The 19,447-nt window shown below is 73.7% G+C and carries 8 protein-coding genes; 4 read left to right on the top strand and 4 right to left on the bottom strand.

What is annotated here, in order from left to right:
- Positions 1-175: 175 nt before the first annotated feature.
- Both ACX9TP_RS00915 and ACX9TP_RS00910 read right to left on the bottom strand, forming a co-directional pair.
- Positions 176-4,102 carry a hybrid sensor histidine kinase/response regulator gene (locus ACX9TP_RS00915; RefSeq protein WP_482977790.1) on the bottom strand — a complete coding sequence of 1,309 codons (3,927 nt, stop codon included), beginning with the start codon at positions 4,100-4,102 and terminating at the stop codon, positions 176-178.
- Positions 4,103-4,296: 194 nt separating this feature from the next.
- Positions 4,297-4,710 carry a VOC family protein gene (locus tag ACX9TP_RS00910; RefSeq protein WP_482977789.1) on the bottom strand — a complete coding sequence of 138 codons (414 nt, stop codon included), beginning with the start codon at positions 4,708-4,710 and terminating at the stop codon, positions 4,297-4,299.
- Positions 4,711-4,876: 166 nt separating this feature from the next.
- Between ACX9TP_RS00910 and ACX9TP_RS00905 the strand changes: the two genes are divergently transcribed.
- The 3 genes from ACX9TP_RS00905 to ACX9TP_RS00895 all read left to right on the top strand — a co-directional run bounded on the left by ACX9TP_RS00905 (position 4,877) and on the right by ACX9TP_RS00895 (position 15,077).
- Positions 4,877-11,386 carry a HEAT repeat domain-containing protein gene (locus ACX9TP_RS00905; RefSeq protein WP_482977788.1) on the top strand — a complete coding sequence of 2,170 codons (6,510 nt, stop codon included), beginning with the start codon at positions 4,877-4,879 and terminating at the stop codon, positions 11,384-11,386.
- Positions 11,383-13,221, top strand: coding sequence for an SWIM zinc finger family protein (locus tag ACX9TP_RS00900; RefSeq protein WP_482977787.1), 1,839 nt, complete (start codon positions 11,383-11,385; stop codon positions 13,219-13,221). Before ACX9TP_RS00905 ends, ACX9TP_RS00900 begins: the two co-directional genes overlap by 4 nt.
- Before the next feature lie 404 nt (positions 13,222-13,625).
- Entirely contained in the window at positions 13,626-15,077 is a 1,452-nt protein-coding gene (locus tag ACX9TP_RS00895; protein WP_482977786.1) for a reverse transcriptase family protein, read from the top strand.
- A gap of 95 nt (positions 15,078-15,172) precedes the next feature.
- On the opposite strand, the gene ACX9TP_RS00890 is transcribed toward ACX9TP_RS00895, so the two are convergent.
- Complete coding sequence (locus ACX9TP_RS00890; protein ID WP_482977785.1) at positions 15,173-16,099, bottom strand: alpha/beta hydrolase; 927 nt, start codon at positions 16,097-16,099, stop codon at positions 15,173-15,175.
- A 147-nt stretch (positions 16,100-16,246) separates the two neighbouring features.
- On the opposite strand from ACX9TP_RS00890, the gene ACX9TP_RS00885 reads away from it, so the two are divergent.
- Positions 16,247-17,758 (top strand): GMC family oxidoreductase, encoded by a 1,512-nt coding sequence (locus ACX9TP_RS00885; RefSeq protein WP_482977784.1) that lies wholly within the window; start codon positions 16,247-16,249, stop codon positions 17,756-17,758.
- Between the two features lie 68 nt (positions 17,759-17,826).
- On the opposite strand, the gene lnt is transcribed toward ACX9TP_RS00885, so the two are convergent.
- Positions 17,827-19,386, bottom strand: coding sequence for an apolipoprotein N-acyltransferase (gene lnt, locus ACX9TP_RS00880; protein WP_482982346.1), 1,560 nt, complete (start codon positions 19,384-19,386; stop codon positions 17,827-17,829).
- Positions 19,387-19,447: the final 61 nt, after the last annotated feature.

The raw sequence follows: 19,447 nt of genomic DNA, 5'->3' as shown, positions 1-19,447 counted from the left end.
TCCCCCAGGTCGGCGCGCGACAGCATATCCGCGCGCGCCATCCGAGCGCACGAGGAGGGGCCTTGCCAACGAGTCATGCGTGCCCCAGCGGGGCGTCCCCTACAGCGGCACGACGTCGAAGCGGCCCGGCTCAGGCGGGTGCCATCCCGCTCCGTCACCGGCCGGGCCCCGGCGCTCACGCCCGCGCGAGTTGCTCCCGCACCAGCGCGCGCAGCACGTCCGCGGCCAGCGGCTTGAGCAGGCACCGTCCCGGCGGCAGGCTCTCCAGGAACGCGCGGGCCTCCGGGGTGAAGGCGCCTCCGGTGATGAAGACGACGCGCTCGCGCTGGTCCGGCGCCACCTCGGAGAGCTGGTGGAAGAACGCCTCGCCGCTCATCTCCGGCATCATCACGTCACACAGCATCAGGTCGAACCGCTCGCCCTGGGACAGGCGCTCCAGCGCCTCGCGGGCGCTCGACGTGCTCTCCGCCGCGAACTCGTTCGCCAGCAGCCGCGCCACGCCGCGCGCCACCAGCGGCTCGTCGTCCACCACCAACAGCCGCGCCTTCTTCGACACCACCGCGCTCCGCTCCAGCGCCCGTGCCGCCTGCACCTCCACCTCGGCGTCCGCGGGCGCGGGCGGGAGCACCACGCGGAAGCGCGTGCCCTTCCCCACCTGGCTCTCCACCTGGATGTCGCCCCCGAGCACGCTGACGATGCCGTGGCAGATGGACAGCCCCAGCCCCGTGCCCACACCCACCGGCTTCGTGGTGAAGAACGGGTCGAAGATGCGCTCCAGGTGCTCCGGAGCGATGCCGCTGCCCGTGTCCGATACCTCCACCACCGCGCGGCCCAGCGCGTCCGTGAAGGTGGTGAGGACAATCTCGTTGCGCTCCGCCTGCCCGTCCGGAATCGCCTGCGCGGCGTTGACCAGCAGGTTGAGGAACACCTGCCCCAGCCGTGCCTCGTTGGCCACCACCAGCGGCACGTCCCGCAGGTCGCGGCGCACGCGCGCCCGGTGGCGCACCTCGTTGGCGCAGATGGACAGCGCGCTCTCCAGCACCGGCCGCACGTCCAGCGGGCGCGTGGACTCCTCGTCGCCGCGGCTGAAGGTCTTCAAGTCCCGCACGATGTGGCGCACCCGGCCCGCGCCCTCGCTCGCGTCGCGCAGCGCCTCCGCCAGCCCCTGCAGCGTCGACACCGGCACCTGCGCCGTCTCACCCTGCGAGCCCTCCAGCAGCGGCTCCAGGCGCTCCAGCACGAACTGCTGGTTGCCGATGACGTAGGACAGCGGGTTGTTGATTTCGTGCGCCACGCCGGCCGCCAGCGTGCCCACGCCGGACATCCGGTCCGACAGCCGCAGGCGCTCCTCCATGCGCCGGGCCTCCGTCACGTCGCGCGCCACGGAGACCACCGCCTCGCGCCCCCCGAAGCGCAGCAACACCCCGCACACCTCCGCGAGCACCACCGTTCCATCCCGCCGCACCACCCGTGCCAGGCGCTCCGGGAGCACCACGCCCTGGCGCACCGCCTGCATCCGCTCGCGCCACTGGGGATGCTCCTCCTTTGGCAGGTGGTCGAAGACGGAGTGCCCGACCGAGTCCTCCAGCCGCTCGTAGCCCAGCAGGTCGAGCGACGCCCGGTTGGCGTACACCGCGCGGTCCTCCTGGTACACGGTGAGGGCAATGGGCAGCCGGTCGATGAGCAGCCGCAGGCTGCGCTCTCCCTCGGCGGACGTGTCCAGCGCCGTCTTCAGCTCCGCGTTGGCGGCCGCCAGCTCCTTCGTGCGCTCCTCCACGCGCTCGCTCAGCTCCGTCGCCCGCGCGCGCAGCCGTCCCACGCGCCAGCGGTAGGTGCCCAGCGCTCCACCCACCAGCGCCAGCCCCACCGTGAAGAGGAAGGCCGGGGCCTCGAAGAAGCGCGCGGGCCGGTGCAGCAGCACGCCCGTCTCCACCGGGCCCCAGCGCCGGTCCGCGGCCTCGGCCTGGACGCGGAAGCGGTACTCCCCCGGCGGCAGGTTCGTGTAGTACGCCACGCGCCTGTCCTTCGCCTCCACCCAGCCCGAGTCGAACCCCTCCAGCCAGTAGCGGTAGCGCACCTTCTCCGGCGCCACGAAGGTGAGCGCCGCCCAGTGCAGCTCCACGTCCAGCATCCCGGGCGGCAGCCCCTTCTCCGGGTCCACCACCTGCCCGCGCGACAGCACCTGGGTGATGTGCAGCGGCGGGGGGATGCGGGGCCGGGGCTCCGCGGAGGCGGGGACGCGCACCGCGCCCATCACCGTGGGGAACCACAGCTCCCCCGCGCGCGTGCGCAGGCTGGCGGCATTCGAGTAGCTGTTGCACTCGATGCTGCGCATGCCCTCCGAGCGCCCATACGCCACCGCGTGGACGCGGGGCGCGCGCCCGGCGAAGAAGTCCACCAGCTCGCTCTTGGGCACGCGGTACAGGCCGCGGTTGCTGCCCATCCACAGGTGGCCGCGGTGGTCATCCACCACGGACAGCAGGTTGTTGACGAGCAGCCCGTCCCGCCCGCGCGCCACCTTCACGCCATGGGCATCGACGCGCGCCAGCCCGTCGTCGGTGGCCACCCACAGCGTGGACGGGTCGTCCGCGTCCAGCACCAGCCCGCTCACGTCCCGCCCCGCCAGCACGCGCTCCGGGCCCACCTTGCGCACCACGCCACTGGCGTCCAGGAAGTCCAGCCCCGAGGCCGAGCCCAGCCACAGCCCGCCCCCCGGTGCCTCGCGGATGTTGGTGACGGTGTCCTTGGACAGCCCGTCCTGCGTGGTGAAGACGTGCCACTGGCCGTCGGCGAGCCGGGCCAGCCCGCCTCGCGTGCCGAACCACAGGGCGCCTTCGCGGTCCTCGAAGAGGGAGTAGACGATGTTGCTCGGCAGCCCGTCCTTCGTGGTGAGCAGCTCGAAGTGGCCGTCGCGGAAGCGGCTGGCCCCCACGCTGGTGGCGAGCCACAGCGTGCCCGCGCGGTCCTGCAGGATGTCGAGGATGCGGCCCTGGGGGAGCCCTTCCGCCGCGCCGTAGCGGGTGAGCTGCCCGTCCTTCCACCGGTGGAGCACGCCTCCGGAGGTGCCAATCCACACCGCCTCCTCGCGGTCCTCGTACACGCTCCAGACGAAGTCGTCGGCGAGCCCCTCGGGCGTGCCCACCACGTCCAGCTCGGGGCGGCGCAGCTGGTGGAGGCTGGCGGAGAAGGTGCCCACCCACAGGCTGCCCTCGCTGTCCTCGAGGAAGGCCACCACGCCCGCGTTGGGCGTCACGGCCTGCGTCGGCGTGTACTTGCCGCGCTTCAGGCGCCCGAAGCCCGCCGTCTCCGTGCCCACCCACAGGCCGCCGTGACGCGACGTGCGCAGGGCGGTGATGCGGGCGGGGACCTCGGGCGGCCCGGGCTCGAAGCCGCCTTCGGGGGTGCGGCGCCACAGCCCGTGGGTATGCGTGCCCACCCACAGCGTGCCGTCGGCGTCCACGGTGAGCGCCGTCACGTGGTCCAGCGCGCCGGGCGGGCTCACGCGCTCGGCGGAGTCCTCGCGCACGTGCCACAGGCCGGCCGTGCGGGTGCCCACCCACATCCCCATCTTCGAGGCCACCAGCGAGCTGACGTCCAGGGTGCCGAGCGCCGGCACGAAGGTCAGCGGGCGGTCCGACCCCAGGCGCGCGAGGCCATGGTCCGTGCCCACCCACATCGTGCCATCCGGCGTGCGCTCCAGGACGGAAACGCGGTCTCCCCCCTGTCCGGGGCGGGTGGGCACGTGGGTGATGTGTCCCTTCCGGGAGAGGCGCACCAACCCGCAGCCGGCGGTGCCCGCCCACAGCGTGCCGTCCGGCACGGTGGCCAGGGCCATGACCTCCTCGCACGGCATGCCGGCGGCCTGGTCGAACACCTTCCAGGTGCGCCCGTCGAAGCGGGCGAGGCCCTCCTGGGTGCCGACGAAGAGGTGGCCGTCGGGCGCCTGGGCCAGCGCCAGCGCGGAGCTCTGCGGCAGCCCGTCGTCCAGGCCCCACACGCGGTGCAGTGCCCCGACGAGCGGCACGTCGGGCTCCTCGGCGCGGGAGGTCCCCGTCAGGAGCAGCGTGAGCACGGCGAGCGCCATGAGGTGACGCGTCGTCACCGTCGACCTGGGTTGCGCAGACAAGAAGAGGCCCCCGAGGAGAAGCGGGCGGAGAGCCTACATCAATCCGGGACGGGCCGGCCGCCCCCCCGGACGCCCGGTCCCTCCAGGAGTGGGCGTGGGACGGAAGTGACCGCGGGAGCGGGTTGGACGCCTCGAATCCGCCGTGCCACGTCGGTCCGGGGCTCGGGGATTCACGCCCCCGCCGCCTCTCCGTCCGGACTGGCCAGGACGACGACATAGCCATCCGGGTCCTGGAGCCACATCTCCCGGTGCTGCGGCGCCGGGTTGACGTGGGGCTCCTCGAGGACCCGCGCGCCCAGGCGTCTGGCGCGGTCCACCGCGGCATCGAAGTCATCGACCTCGAACCAGAGCAGGACGCCATGGCCATGGGGCGCCCGGTCTGGCTCCGTCAGGTTGGGGTGGTCCTCGGCATCCCAGCGGTGCAGTTGGAGGACCAGGGTGTCCCCGCTCAGGAGCCGGTCATAGACGAGGCGATGGGGATGGTCTGGATCACACCCCGAGCCCACGCCCAGCAGGCTCTGATACCAGCCGCTGCTGGCCTTCACGTCCCGCACTGCAATCAACGTCTGAGGCCTGACCGTCATTCGAGCAGGTGGTCCCAAGGAACCCTCGGATGCGCAGAGCGCGAGAAAGTGCGGCGTCCTGGTTAGCGCGTCCCGGGCAGGATGTGAATGCTCGCCGTTTCCTTGTCCGAAGCTCCTCCCCCGCCTGCGGACCGGGTGCTAAGAAGGTCCCCCCGCAAGGAGCGTCATGCCCGTCCTCGCCATCGGCAACATCGAGAAGGTCCGTGCGCTCGCGGCCAACGCCCGCGTGCTGTTGGTGGGCGGGGCGCGCGCCTCCGCCGCCAGCCGCGTCACCGCGTACGAGCCGGGCTCCAACAAGGTGCTCTGGAGCACCGAGCTGCCCTCCGCCGTGCTCGCCCTCGCCCTCGCCGGTGAGCGCTGGGCCGCCGCCGGCGCTGACGGCACCCTGCACTTCGGCACCCTCTCCGACGGGAAGGCCTCCTTCCAGCTCCACGGCGTCCACCCCGGCGGCGCCACCGCGCTCGCGTCCAGCGCGGACGGCAAGAAGCTCTTCAGCGCCGGCATCGACGGCACCGTGCGCGCCTGGGACTGGGAGTCCACGCGCAAGCTGAGCGAGTGGAAGGCGTCCCCCCAGCCGCTGCGCGCGGTGGCGGTGGACCCGTCCGGCACGTACGTGGCCTGCGGCGGTGACGACGGCGTGGTGCGCTCCTTCACCGTGGCCACCGGCGCCCGGCGCGACATGCCCGGCCACGAGGGCGCCGTGCGCGCGCTCACCTTCACCCCGCGCGACGGCCGCCTCGTCTCCGGCGGCGACGATGGGAAGCTGCGCATCTGGTACCTCGTCGGCGCGGTGGAGTTCGAGGTGCGCGGCGACAAGGACTCCGGCCATGCCGGCTCCGTGCTCGCCCTGCTCTTCCCGCCCACGCCCGCCGCCGAGCCCGGAGGCGAGGAGCCCGCCGACCGCATCTGGTCCGCCGGCAGCGACGGCAAGGTGAAGGCGTGGCGCCTGGACGAGCGCCGCAAGCCGCGCACGCTGGAGGTGGGCAGCAAGCCCGTGAATGCCCTCGCCTTCGTGGCGGCGCAGGGCCGGCAGGCCAAGGCGATGCTGGGCTCCGTCTTCGCGGCCGGAGAGGACCGCCGCACGCACCGCTACGGCGTGGCGGTGGACGGCAAGCCTGGCGACGACCACGACGCCTACCAGCACGGCTTCGACCTGCTGACGGAGTCCCTCAAGGCCGGCCGCCCCAAGCGCGAGGCCTCCGTGCGCGAGGCCGCCGCACTGGACGAGGCCGAGGCGCTCGACTTCGTGCTCCAGGTGCTCGCCTCGGACAAGGACGCCGAGGTGCGCCGGCTGGCCGCGCAGGAGCTGGCCGCACAGGGCCGCACCGCCGCGCGCCCGAAGCTGCGCGAGCGCCTCAACGACGACCACCCCATGGTGCGCAAGGCCGCGCTGGCCGCGCTCCAGACGCTGGAGACCGAGTCGCCGCTGGCCGCCCCGCGCGCCGCGCTGGACTCGCGCTACGCGGACATCCGCGTCTCCGGCCTGGAGACGCTGGCGCTCCTGGGTGGCACGTCCCCGCTGGTGCCGGGCCTCATCGCCGGGAAGCTCGCGGACCCCGAGGCCGCCGTGGGGCTGGCCGCGCTGGACGCCCTCACCGAAGTCACCCCGGGCGGCGGCACCGAGCCGCTGCGCACCGCCTTCGAGCGCGGCCCCGCGCACCTCAAGGTGGAGGTGCTCATCCGCGCCGCCGGGGCCGGCCTGCTGGGCCATCCGCAGCTGCAGCCGCTGGCCGCCCGCGCGCTGGACGACGCCGACACGGACGTGCGCCGCGTGGCCTTCACGGTGCGCGTGCTGGAGCGCCGCGCCCTGGCCCATGCGCTGGAGTCGCGCGACGAGGACTTCGCCCGCGCCGCCCGCGACGTGGCCCGCCGTCTGGCCCAGCGCGCGCGCCGCGCCCAGGGTGCCGCCGCCAACACCCAGCTCACCGACGCGGAGGTCCAGGCCGCCCGGGACACCCTGCCCGCGCAGGGCGCCGTCGGCGGCGCGCTCATCGAGTCGGACATGGAGCCGCTGCTCGCCGCCATGGCCTGCCGCACGCCGGACACGGCGGTGCGCGGCGCGCGCGGCCTGGCGCAGCTCGGGGACGCCCGGGCGCTGGGCGCGCTGCTCCAGCTCTCCCGCGAGCCTGAGGCCGCCATCCGCCGGCAGGCCGCCACCGCGCTCCAGGCGCTGCAGGACGCCCGGGCTCGCGAGCGGCTGGTGTGGATGATGGACGACGCGGACGCGGACGTGCGCTCCGCCGCGCTGGACGCGGTGGTGGCGCTGGACGTGGAAGCGCCCCTGTCCGCCGCCGAGGCCGCGCTGCGCTCCGGCCACGAGGACGTGCGCGTGCGCGGGCTCGACCGGCTGGTGAAGCTGGGCACGGCGACGCAGGGCGCGGAGCCGCTGCTCGGAGACGCCCTGGAGGACGAGTCCGCCAAGGTGCGCAGCGAGGCCTTCCGCACGCTGTGGGCGTGGAACGAGAAGGTGCCCGAGAAGGCGCTGGACCGCGCGCTGTCCGGCCGCTTCCCGGACCTGCGCGGCCGCGCGGTGGAGGTGCTCTCCCAGCGCGGCACCGAGGGCTGGGCGCTGGAGCGCCTGCGCAAGTCGGTGGAGGACCGCGACGCGGGCGTGGCCACCGCCGCGTACGAGGCCTGGGTGAAGCTGGCCGGCAAGGAGAAGCCGGAGCCGCACCTCGCCGCGCTCGCGTCCACGCACGCCGCGCTGCGGATTGCCGGCGCGAAGGGCTCCGTCCACGCGCCCGTGGAGACGCTGCGCTCGCCGCTGCTGAAGCTCGTGCAGGACGAGAATGTCGACGTCGCCGTCGCCGCGCTGGAGGCGCTCGACAAGCTGGTGCCGGGCGAGAATGGCCCGCTGCTGGCGGGCATCGCCTCGGCCTCGCTGTACGTGCGCGTGCGCGCCGCGGAGCTGCTGGCCCCGCGCGGCGCCGAGGACATCATCGAGCCGATGCGGCTCCTGATTACCGACAAGGACCTGGAGCGCCTCTACCCGCCCGCGTTCCTCAACCCGCTGCGCTTCCGCGCCTCGCGCGCGCTGGCCTCGCTGGGCTCGCGCCGGCTGCTCAACTTCTTCGCCACCGTGCTGGTGCCGCACGAGCTGGGCGACATCCAGGAGCAGGGCGCTCGCGGCCTCGCCACCGCCAGCCGCCGGGGTGACGAGGGCTACCTGCTGGACGCGCTGGGCCACGCCAACGTGGCGGTGCGCTCGTGGGCCGCGGACGGCCTGTCCCGCCTGGGCGACGCGCGCGCCCTGCCCGTGCTCACCGGCAACCTGCGCAACGACCACCTGCCGATTCGGCTCGGCGCCATCCTCTCCTTCGCGGCCCTGGGCCCCGACGGGGACGGCGGCCTGCTGCACGGCCTGGAGGACCGCGCCCGCGAGGTGCAGGAAATGGTGTTCGCCATCGTCCTCGCCCGGGACTTGCGCGCCAACCGCCGGGGCGAGCCGCCCGATTTGCTCACCAGCGCGCTCTCCAGCGGCCGGCCGGAGGTGCGCTACGCCGCCGCCCGCGCGCTCGAACTGCGCACGGAAGCGGACGCGTCGCGCGGCCACCTGGTGGAGGGCCTGCTGCCGCCGCGCCCGGAGAAGGCCGGCGACATGAAGGAGTGGCCCGCCGAGGAGGACCGCGCGAAGCGCATGGTGGGCCTCGCCGAGGCCCTCTCCAGCGACCAGCCCGAGCAGCGCTACGCGGCGGCCCAGGTGCTGCTCCTGCGCAACAAGCCGCTCGAATACTTCCGCGAAGCGCAGAAGGTGGCCCGCCCGCGCACGCTGGAGGCCCCGTGGAAGCCGGAGACGGCGCCCACGTCCTCTCCCGTGTCGGCCACGCCCGCGAAGAGCTGGCTGCGGCGCCTCTTCTCGGCGGTGAAGCCGGGAGTGCCGGAGGCCTCGCCCGAGGCCGCCACCAGCGCCGAGCGGCAACACCTGCGCCGGCTCGCCTTCGGTGCCTACGTCGGCCTGCTGCGGCAGGTGTCCGCGGGTGACGACGAGGGCCACCGCGTGCGCCGCGACGCGGTGGACCGCGTGGTGAAGCTGACGCAGGAAGGCTACGCCGGCACGCCCGCCGCCGTGGCCGCCCTGCTGCGCGCCCTGGAGGACCCGCACCAGCTGGTGCGCAAGGCGGCGCTGGCGGGCCTCAAGGAGCTGTACCCCGCCGGCAGCGACGAGCCCCTGTCGCTCGCCCTCGCCTCGCTGTCCCCGGACGTGGCCCGCGCCGCGCTGGACGAGTTGACGGAGCGCGGAGACGTGGCGAAGCCGCGCATCGCCGCCGCGCTCAACTCGCCGCTGGCGGACGTGCGCCGCTACGCCTTCGAGCTGCTGGAGAAGCTCAGCCCGCCCGGCAGCCTGGAGCCGCTGCTGGCCGCGCTGGGCAGCGAGCACGCGGACCTGCGCGTGGGCGTCATCGAGCGGCTGGCCGGCGCCAACGACTCGCGCGTCACCGAGGCGCTGGGCCGGGCCATGGCCAGCGAGCACGAGGACCTGCGCCTGCGCGCCTCGGAGCTGCTGGCGTGGCGTGGGGATGACCGCGCGGTGGAGGTGCTCTCGGCCTTCCTGCGCTCGGAGAACGCGGCCGCCGCGAAGCGCGCGGTGGAGGCCCTGGCCCGGCTGGCCACGCCCGCCGCCGTGGCTGCCCTGGCCGCGCGGCTGGTGGCCGCTCCGGATGCCAACGAGCGGCAGCGGCTGGTGGTGGCGCTCGGCAACACGCGCCGCGCGGAGGCCCTGGACGTGCTGGCCCGCCGCTGCCTGGAGGACGAGTCCGCCGCCGTGCGCGCCGCCTGCGTCACCGCCGCGATGAACGTGGCCGGCACGGACGTGAAGAAGCGCGACGCGGCCCTGGCCGTGCGCTTCCTGCGCCAGGCGGTGAAGAGCCAGGACGCGGTGGTGCGGCAGGCCGCCGTGCGCGAGCTGGAGCACGGCGCCGAGGCCGGCCAGTCCGAGGTGCTGGTGGGCCTCTTCGGGGACCGCGATGTCAACGTGCGCGCGGAGGCGGTGGCGCGCTACGCGAAGCGCGTCGTCGAGCACGGCGCCAGCGTGGAGCCCCTGGAGGAGGTGCTGCGCGGCGGCGCCCGCGAGCTGATGCTGCCCGCCGCCGAGGGCGTGGCGCACCAGGGCCGCGCCAGCGCGCTGCGGCCCCTGCTCCTGTACGCCCGCGCCGGTGAGGACGGACAGCGCGAGCGCGCCCTGCTGGCCCTGGGCACGCTGGGTGACGCGCGCGCCCTCTCCGAGCTGGAGACGGTGGCCGCGGGTGGCACGCCGGAGGCTCCGACGGAGCCCTCCATGATGGTCGCCGCGATTGAGGGCCTGGGCCGCCTCGCCGCGAAGCTGCCGGACGGGGAGGACCGCCGCCGCGTCGAGGAGAAGGTGGAGGCCGCCGCCGTCGAGGGCTCGTCCCTGGACCTGCAGCAGGCCGGCATCCGGGGCCTGCGCGCCATCGGCGGCGAGCGGGCGCGCGTGAAGCTGGAGGCGCTGCTCGGTGACTCGGACACGCACCTGTACGTGCGGACCACGGCGGCGCAGGAACTGGCGAAGCTGAAGGACCCGGAGGCGGAGGCCGCCCTCGCCCTCGCGCTGGACGCCGACGAGCAGGACGTGCGCAAGGAGGCGCGCAAGGCGCTCGACGTGCTCTTCCCGAAAGAGCGCACGCGGGTGGAGTTCCACGCCGTGGCCAGCCGCTACCCGGACATCTCCGAGCCCGCGGCCGCGTACCTCTCCGACGAGGGCGACCCGGCGCTGCTGGTGCCCCGGCTGGCCACGCTCTCCAACGCGGCCCTGCGCCTGCGGCTGCGGCGGGGACTGGCCCGGCGCGGCGCCCTGCCCGTGCCCGAGACGGTGGCGCTGCTCGGCCACGACAAGCCGGAGGCCCGTGAGGAAGCGGCGTCCCTGGTGGGCACGTGGACGGGTGAGGCGCGCGAGCCGGGCACGGTGGACGTGGCCGCGCTGTCCCGCGCGCTGGTGACGGCCGAGCGCAGCACCGCCACCGAGTGGGCCGCCGCCCCCACGCCCCGGCGCAACCCGCTGTCCGCCGCGTGGGAGCGGCTGTTGTGGGCCGGCTCCCGCCTGGGCGTCTCCGCCCTCTTCGACTCCGCGCGCACCATCCTCCAGGGGGGTGAGGCCGGAGCCCCCGCCCGCGTGCGCCAGGAGGCCGCGCGCGCGCTCGGACGGCTGGGCACCGCGGACGGCACGCTGAAGTCCACGCCGGTCCTCTCCGACAAGGAGCGCACCGCCGCGGCGGAGTCCTTGCGCGCGACGCTGAGCGACCCGGACGCCCGGGTGCGCGCGGCGGCGGCGGATGCACTGGCGAAGCTCGCCCCGTCCAACGCCACCACCTGGGCGCTGGAGGTGAAGCCCTTCGACCCGGTGGCCCTCGGCCCCACGGGTGTGAAGCCGGCACCGGACGTGCTCACCACCTCCGAGGGCCGCCGCCTCTCCGTGCCCGGCCTGCTGGGCGCGAAGGCCGTGGAGCCGCTGCTGGCCCTGGCCCGGGGCGCGAAGGCCGAAGTGAAGCAGGACGCCTGGGCCGCGCTGGGCCGGGCGGGCGGTGACGACGCGGCGAAGCTGCTGCACGACGCCGCCTTCGACAACTCGCAACCCGTGGAAGTGCGCAAGGCCGCCTGGCGCGCCCACAAACGGGCACGCCGCGCCGCCGAGCGCGTCCGGAAGGAAGGGACTCCGTCGTGACGACCGCCACCCGTCATCCCGTCGAGCTGCGCTACGCCACCGCCAGCGACGTGGAGGCCGCGCCGGACGCCTCGCGCGTGCTGCTCTCCCTGGAGGGCTCGCGCGGCACCGTGGGCGTGCGCGGCCGAGTGAAGGACTCCGCCCTCTTCCGCGACGCGCTCGCCGCCACCTTCGGCATCCTCTCCAGCGACCTGCGCTACCGGGGCAAGGACCGCACCGCGTACCTCGCGTACCTCATGAAGCAGGGGAAGCGGGCCAGCGCGCAAATCTGGGAGGCGCAGAAGGCCTTCCTCGACAACGCGCTGGAGGGCGAGGAGAAGAAGGACGCGGTGCTGGACCCCGTCCTCACCGTGGACCCGGACAGCGTGTCCCTGGAGGTCTTCTCCCGCGACGAGAGCGCCTACGCGCGCCTGTCCTTCGACAACGCCCTCTTCGACGGCCGCGAGGCCGCGCACGGCTCCACCTTCCTGGACGTGCCCCCGGAATTGCCCGCCCGCCTGGACAGGCTGCGCACCTACGTGCCCGTGTCGCTGGAGGCCCACGTCGCCCTGCCCACGCGCCCCTCGCAGCCCGTGCGCGAGCCGCGCAACGTGGAGGTGCCGCACGCGTGGCTGCGCGGCTTCCTCCAGGTGCAGTCCGCCGCCACGCTGCCGGCGAGCACCTGCCAGCTGGCGCCCGTGGACCTCTACAACCTCCTCTTCGCGCTGCGCACCCGCAAGGCGAAGAAGGCCCCGCGCGCGCTGCGCTTCGAGCTCGTCCCCGGCGCCCCGCCCCGGCTGGTGCTGGAGCCGTGGGAATTGGTGCTGGAGGCCCACGGCGGCACGTACACGGGCAGCGCCCCCGCGGTGGTGCGCACCTTCGGCCGCCAGCGCCTCGCCGCGCTCGCGCGACTGCTGCCCCATGCGCACTCGGTGCGGGTGCAGCTGCTGGGCCCCGGCCTGCCGGTGTTCTGGGTCATCGACATGGGCGCGGCCACGCTGACGCTGGGCCTCACCGGGTGGACGGAGAGCGGCTGGTCCTCGGCCGCCGCCTTCGACGCCCTCATGCCCCGCGCGGTGCCGGACGGGCTCGCGGAGAAGCTGCGCAACCGGCTGCGCGCGGAAGGCCCCCTGTCCTTCGACACGCTCGTCCGCAATGCGGGTGCATCCAACGAGTCCGTGCGCGCCGCGCTCCAGCTGGAGTGCCTGCGCGGCCGCGTCCTCTTCGACGTGGCCCGGGGCGAGTACCGCCCGCGCGAGCTGATGCCCACCCCCGTGGACGAGGCCGTCATCCGCTACGGCAGCGAGCGCGAGGCGCGCGCCCACCGCCTGCTGGAAGGCGCGGGCGAGGTGAAGCTCACCAAGGTGCACGAAGTCGTGGGCGAGGGCACCCGCATCCACGGCGAGGTGGTGGACCGCGAGGCCGTGCGCAGCTTCTTCCCCAGCTTCATGCTGGACGTGGAGGGACGCCTACGCGAGGCCAACTGCGGCTGCCCGCACCACCGCCGCTCCGGCGTGCGCGAGGGCCCCTGCGAGCACCTGCTCGCCCTGCGCCTGGCGTACTCGCGCCGCCGCGCGGAGGAAGAGGCGCTGCGCCAGACGCCGGAGGGCCGCAAGCTCATCCGCGCGGAGACGCGCTCGTACGTGCGCCGCGACGCGGAGAGTGGCCTCGAAACCGTGTACCGCGTGTCGCTGGACGGGCAGGTGGTCGCGGTGGAGTGGGGCCCGCGCACCGGCGAGTCGCGTCACCAGCGGCTCTGGTTCGACTCGGACGCGGAAGCGCGCGGGGCCTATTTCTCGCGCCTGGAGAAGTTGGCGGCTGAAGGCTACATCGACGCAGCCTCCGCATTGGTGTAAACCCTCAACTCACGGCCCGGCTGTGTTGACACACGGCCGGCAGGACTGGAGCGACGGTAACGACGACGAGATGCGCTTCACGCGCGAGCAGCCGAGAGAGGTCTGGAGTGCATCAGCCTGAGCGCCTCGAGCGCGGGAGCGGTGTTGCGCCGCTCCGGTTGGAATGCAGGACACTCTCCGCAAGGTAGCCTGTTCTTGGCTCTCTCCCTCCTAGGCACTGCGCCCGGGGTGGGTAGCTGAGCCAACGACGCGAACGCCGTTTACCCACCCCGGGCGCAGTGCCTAGGAGGGGAGAGCCGGTGAGGCTACCGTGCCCCAGGTAAGATGGTGGTGCTTTCCCGGCCTCCCTCGACTGCTCGCGCCACGTCCCGTCCGATGCCGCCGCGCCCGCCCAAGGTGCTGACATGACCGCCAGGCTGGAGTCGTTCGTCCCCGCAGCTTCGCCGCAGGCCGTCCCCACCCCCGCGCCCTCGGCTCCCGCCGCCAACGCCGTCTCCCAGCGCGAGGTCCGCCGCGCCGCCCACGAAGCGCTCCTCCTTCGCGCCAAGGCGATTGAAGAGTCCGGCGGCGCCGACTCGTGGGTACAGGGCCAGCTCGTCTCCCGCGGCCTCGCCGTGGGGGACCTCGACTTCTCCAAGGCGTCGGAGAAGGAGAAGACGGCCTGGAAGGAGAAGAAGAAGGCCGAGGCCACCGAGCGCCGCGCCCTGGAGCGCCAGGCCCACGAGGCCTGGAAGGCCACCCACGTCGGCCACCTGGGCGCGGGCGTGCACTGGGAAGAGGACGCCGGGGTCGACAAGTTCGACGTCGCGGACCGCGAGGAGCGCGCCAGGGCGAACGGCCTGCCGGAACTGGACTCGGCGGAGGCGCTGGCCAAGGCGCTGGGGCTGAGCGTGTCCAAGCTGCGCTGGTTCGCGTTCCACCGCGAGGTGGACACGGCCACGCACTACATCAGCTGGAAGATTCCGAAGCGCGACGGCGGCTCGCGCACGATTACGTCCCCCAAGCCGGAGCTGAAGGCAGCGCAGCGCTGGGTGCTGTCGAACGTGGTGGAGCGGCTGCCGGTGCACGGCGCCGCGCACGGCTTCATGGCGGGGCGCTCCATCCTCACCAACGCGCTGGCCCACTCGGGCGCGGACGTGGTGGTGAAGGTGGACCTCAAGGACTTCTTCCCCTCCGTGACGTGGCGGCGGGTGAAGGGCCTGTTGCGCAAGGGCGGCCTGCCGGAGAACACCTCCACGCTGCTCGCGCTGATGGCCACCGAGGCCCCGCGCGAGGCGGTGCAGTTCCGCGGCAAGCTGCTGCACGTGGCCAAGGGCCCGCGCGCGCTGCCGCAGGGCGCGCCCACGTCGCCGGGGCTCACCAATGCGCTGTGCCTGCGCCTGGACAAGCGCCTGTCCGCGCTCGCGAAGCGGCTGGGCTTCACGTACACGCGCTACGCGGATGACCTGACCTTCTCCTGGACGAAGGCGAAGCAGCCCAAGGCGAAGCGCTCCCAGCGCCCGCCGGTGGCGGTGCTGCTGTCGCGCGTGCAGACGGTGGTGGAGGGCGAGGGCTTCCGCCTGCACCCGGACAAGACGCGCGTGGCGCGCAAGGGTACGCGGCAGCGGGTGACGGGACTGGTGGTGAACGAGGCGAAGGAAGGCCAGCCCGCGGCGCGAGTGCCGCGCGACGTGGTCCGCCGGCTGCGCGCCGCCATCCACAACCGCGTGAAGGGCAAGCCGTCCCGCGAGGGCGAGTCCCTGGACCAGCTCAAGGGCATGGCCGCCTTCATCCACATGACGGACCCGGCGAAGGGCCGCGCCTTCCTGGAGCAGCTGACGAAGCTGGAAGCGAAGGAGCCCGCTCCGGCGGCGTGACGCTCACGGCGTCGCATGAAGCAGGGGAGCACCCCTCCGCGCCCTGAAACTCAGGGCGTCGCATGAAGCAAAGGAACCCTCCGGCTGCCTGATGCTCAGGGTGTCGTCGGAGCCACGGGAGCCACGGGAGCCACGAGCCCCTCCGGGGCAGTCGCTCCCGCTGGCAGCAGCGCCCCGTCCAGGAAGGCCCGCAGCCGGCGCGGGTACTCCACGGGCTCCGTCGCGGCGAAGTTCCCGTGTCCCGCGCCCTGAATCCGCCACGTCTGCGCGTACTCGCGGACCTTCGCGAACAGCTCATCCGCGAGCGGCTGTCCGGACTCCTCCGTCCCCATGACGATGAGGAGCGGGCGCGGGCGGATGCGCTCCACCGCGTCAATCGTCCGCACCTCTTCCAGCGCAATCCCGCGCCGCCAGAACGGCACCAGCGCTCCGGACTGCGACACGAAGCCGAAGCGCCGGAAGTCATACGCCGCCGCCAGCCACAGCGTGTTGAACGGGGACAGCAGCACCACCGCGCGCACCTTCGGGTCCTTCGCCGCCACCTCCGCCACCGCCGCGGAACCAATCGAGAAGCCGAGCGCCCCCACCCTCTCCGGGTCCACGTCCGGCTGCGCCCGCACGAAGTCCAGCGCGGCCCGCACGTCCTGCCGCTCCTGGTCGCCCCACGTCGACGTCGCGCCCTCGCTCTCGCCATGGGCGCGCAAATCGAACAGCAGCACGCCATACCCCGCGGCCTTCAGGATGCGCGCCTCCGGCAGCAGGTCCACACGCGTCTGGGACAGGCCATGCGCCATCACCACCGCGGCGCCATTGCGGGACGGCACGTACCACCCCCGCAGCACCAGCCCGTCAGCGGTCGCCAGCGTCACGTCCCGGGCCTCCGCCAGGTCCGCCGGCTTCACCGCCCGCGGCTTCGGATAGTGGAAGTACCCCTCCGAGTGCCGCCACGCCCGGCCGAACAAAGCCAGGGCCCCGAGCAGCCCCAGCGCCAGCACTCCACCCACCAGCCACCGCCACTTCATGTCCGCCTGTCCTCCTCGAAGCGGCGCCTGGCCGCCTGTCCGCCCACCGCCAGGGGCTCACATCCGCGTCAGGTCAGCTTACACTCGCTCTTCTTTTCACAGGGCCCCGGCCCTGTTCGCACCAGGGATGCCGTGGGTACGTCCAGGATGAACTTCGATGCGGTGGTGGTGGGCTCGGGCGCATGCGGCGGGTGGGCCGCCAAGCAACTGACGGAGGCCGGGCTGCGCGTGCTGGTGCTCGAGGCCGGCCGCACCGAGCGCGCCGACAAGCTGCTCTGGACGTGGCACCGGCTCCGCCAGAAGTTCCTGCGCTACCGCACGGAGACGGATGCGCGGCGCAAGGAGCGCCAGCCCATCCAGTCCACCACCTTCGCGTGGCCCTTCCACCCCCACGCCTTCGTGGACGACGTGGACAACCCCTACACCACGCCGGACAACCAGCCCTTCACCTGGATTCGCGCGCGGCAGGTGGGCGGGCGCACCTCGGTGAAGGCGCACGGCCGCCAGTTCTACCGGCTGTCCGACTTCAACTTCAAAGCCGGCAGCCGCGACGGGCAGGGGCCGGACTGGCCGCTGTCGCTGGCGGACCTGGTGCCGCACTACGAGACGGTGGAGCGGTGGATGGGGCTGCGCGGCAACACGGACGGGCTGGACACCCTGCCCGACTCCGTCTTCGCCGAGTCCATCCCCATGATTCCCGCGGAGCAGCGCCTCAAGGAGCGCGTGGAGCGCCGCTGGCCCGAGCGCCGCGTCGTCGTGCGCCGCACTGCCGGCGCTCCCGTCACCCTGCCCGCCGCCATGAAGACGGGCCGCCTCACGCTGCGCCCCAATGCGGTGGTGAGCCAGGTCCTCTACGACGCGAAGACGGGCCGCGCCACCGGCGTCACCTTCATCGACGCGGAGACGGGCAAGACGCACGAGGCCCACGGCCGCATCGTCGTCCTCGCGGCGGGAACGATTGAGTCCACGCGCCTCCTGCTCAACTCGCGGAGCAGCGCGTTCCCGGACGGGCTCGCCAACTCGTCGGGGCAGCTCGGCCGCAACCTGATGGACCACACGTACCTGCTCGGCCTGGAGGCGCGGATGAACCTGCCCGCCGAGCAGCAGCGCAACGAGCAGAGCTGGGCGTACATCCCCCAGTTCCGCAACGTCGCCACGCGCGAGCCCGGCTTCGCGCGCGGCTACGGCGTGCAGGTCTTCACCTTCGGGGACAACTGCCACTTCGTCCCCTTCGGGGAGATGGTGCCCGACGCGAACAACCGCGTGACGCTGAGCCCCACCGTGAAGGACCGCTGGGGCATCCCCGCCGCGCACATCGACTGCAAGCACTCGGACAACGAGCTGAAGATGTCTCGGGACGCCGTGGCCACCTGCCAGGAGATGATGAAGGAGGCCGGCTTCACGGTGGAGAAGGTCAACGACACGCTGTCCACGCCGGGCATGGCCATCCACGAGGTGGGCACCGCGCGGATGGGCACCGACGCGAAGACGTCCGTGCTCAACTCCTTCAATCAGAGCTGGGACGTGCCCAACCTCTTCGTCACCGACGGCTCCTGCTTCGTGTCCCAGGGCCCGCAGAACCCCACGCTGACGATGATGGCGCTCACCGTGCGCGCCTGCGACTACATGGTGGGCGAGCTCAAGTCCGGAAGGCTCTGAGCCCCAGCTGCGCCGGGTGCTACCTCCGCGCCCGGTGCCCGTGGAGGGCCCCTCTCCTGACGCGGGCGCTAACGCAGAGTCCGGCGCCCGTGGAGCACCGCGCCCACGAGCAGCACGGCCACCAGCACCAGCGCCACCGGCCCGAGCCAGTTCCCCCACGCCAGCGCGAGTGACGACAGCGGCGCCGTCACGGGCACGCGCATCACGAGCCCGGAGCGCTGGTTGTCATCCACCTCGGCCACCACCGCGCCGGTGGCGTCGATGAGCGCGGACACCCCCGAGTTCGTCACGCGCACCTGGGGCCGCCGCGTCTCGATGCTGCGGAAGGCCGCGTGCGCCAGGTGCAGCCGGGGCGCGGGCGTGCCGGAGAACCACGAGTCGTTGGACAGCGTGAGCAGCAGCTCCGCGCCCTGGCGCACGCTGTCCGCGACGTACGAGGGGAAGATGGACTCGTAGCAGATGAGCGGCGCGACCATGAGCGAGCGTCCGTCGCGCAGCCGGAAGCTCACCGCCTTCGGGCCGGGGCCGCGCTTCCAGCGGCCGGTCCACGGCAGCCACTCGCGCAGCGACGGCGTGTCGATGGCGTCGGGCACCCACTCCGTCAGCGGGAAGAGCATCGTCTTGCGGTACGCCGTGTGCTCCAACCGCTCGCCGCGCGCATCCGGGCCCAGGAACATGGCGGCGTTGAACTCGCGCTCGCCGTCCAAATCGTACGTGCCGAAGACGAGCGGAACACCGCGCTGGGCGACATAGCCGGCAATCTCCGCGTCCAGCTCCGCGCCCGCCTCGCTGCGAGGCGTGCCGAAGGTGGTGGGGTACACCGTCTCCGGCCACACCAGGAAGTCCACGGGCCCCGAGCGCAGCAGCCCGTCGGACAGCTCGTAGTGCGTGTCGAGAATCATCCGCACCACTTCGTACGTGCCGCGCTCGGCCTTCAGCTTCTCGTAGTTGGTGATGTTGGCCTGCACCGCGCCCACCACCAGCCCCGGCTCGCGCCGCGTCGCCTCCGTCACCTGCGCATGGCGGAAGGCCCCATACCCCGTCAGCGCGACCACCAGCGTCACGGCCACCGCCACCGGAACCACCGCGCGCCGACGCCGAGCCGGGACGCGAAGCGACTGGAGCGCCGCGAGCACGCACTCATTCACGAGCAGCAGCACCAGCGTGAGCCCCGGAGCGCCCGCCACGTCCGCGCCCTGCCGCAGCCACTCCTGCGTCACCAGCCCCAGTCCCAGCGAGTCGGCGAAGAGCTTCGGTGCGAACCACTCCACGCCCACGTACACGAGAGCGGTGACCACGGGCGGCAGCCACGCCAGACGCGGACTCGCCTCCACCGCGCGCCGCGCGACATACCGGGCCAGCGCCGCCAGCGGGAACTGGAGCTGCACCACGGGCGACATCAGCAGCAGCACCACCCAGCAGACCCACAGCGGGGCCTGCGAGTACGCCTGCACCGAGCCCGCGAACCAGCCGAACACCGCCGCCGAGAACGCCGCCCCGAGCGCCAGTCCCAGCCCCAGCGCCTCACGAGGAGAACGGGCCCCGTCCACCACCGCGAGCCACGGCACCAGCGCCACCCAGCCCAGCAGCGTCCACGGCATCCGCAGCCCGGAGAACAGCGCCAGCATCCCCGTGGTGGCCACGACACCGAGCAGCGCCACGGCCAGGCGCCGCGCGCGGCCCGCTCTG

It is taken from the genome of Pyxidicoccus sp. M15 (genome assembly GCF_056858435.1).
The sequence above is the reverse complement of the archived record's forward strand: the minus strand, read 5'-3'. Positions and strand labels throughout refer to the sequence as shown.

Coding starts and splice junctions, on each gene's coding strand:
- ACX9TP_RS00910 (WP_482977789.1), bottom strand. CDS start 4,710: ATGACGGTCAGGCCTCAGACGTTGATTGCAGTGCGGGACGTGAAGGCC.
- ACX9TP_RS00905 (WP_482977788.1), top strand. CDS start 4,877: ATGCCCGTCCTCGCCATCGGCAACATCGAGAAGGTCCGTGCGCTCGCG.
- ACX9TP_RS00895 (WP_482977786.1), top strand. CDS start 13,626: ATGACCGCCAGGCTGGAGTCGTTCGTCCCCGCAGCTTCGCCGCAGGCC.
- ACX9TP_RS00890 (WP_482977785.1), bottom strand. CDS start 16,099: ATGAAGTGGCGGTGGCTGGTGGGTGGAGTGCTGGCGCTGGGGCTGCTC.
- ACX9TP_RS00885 (WP_482977784.1), top strand. CDS start 16,247: ATGAACTTCGATGCGGTGGTGGTGGGCTCGGGCGCATGCGGCGGGTGG.
- lnt (WP_482982346.1), bottom strand. CDS start 19,386: ATGCTGGCGCTGTTCTCCGGGCTGCGGATGCCGTGGACGCTGCTGGGC.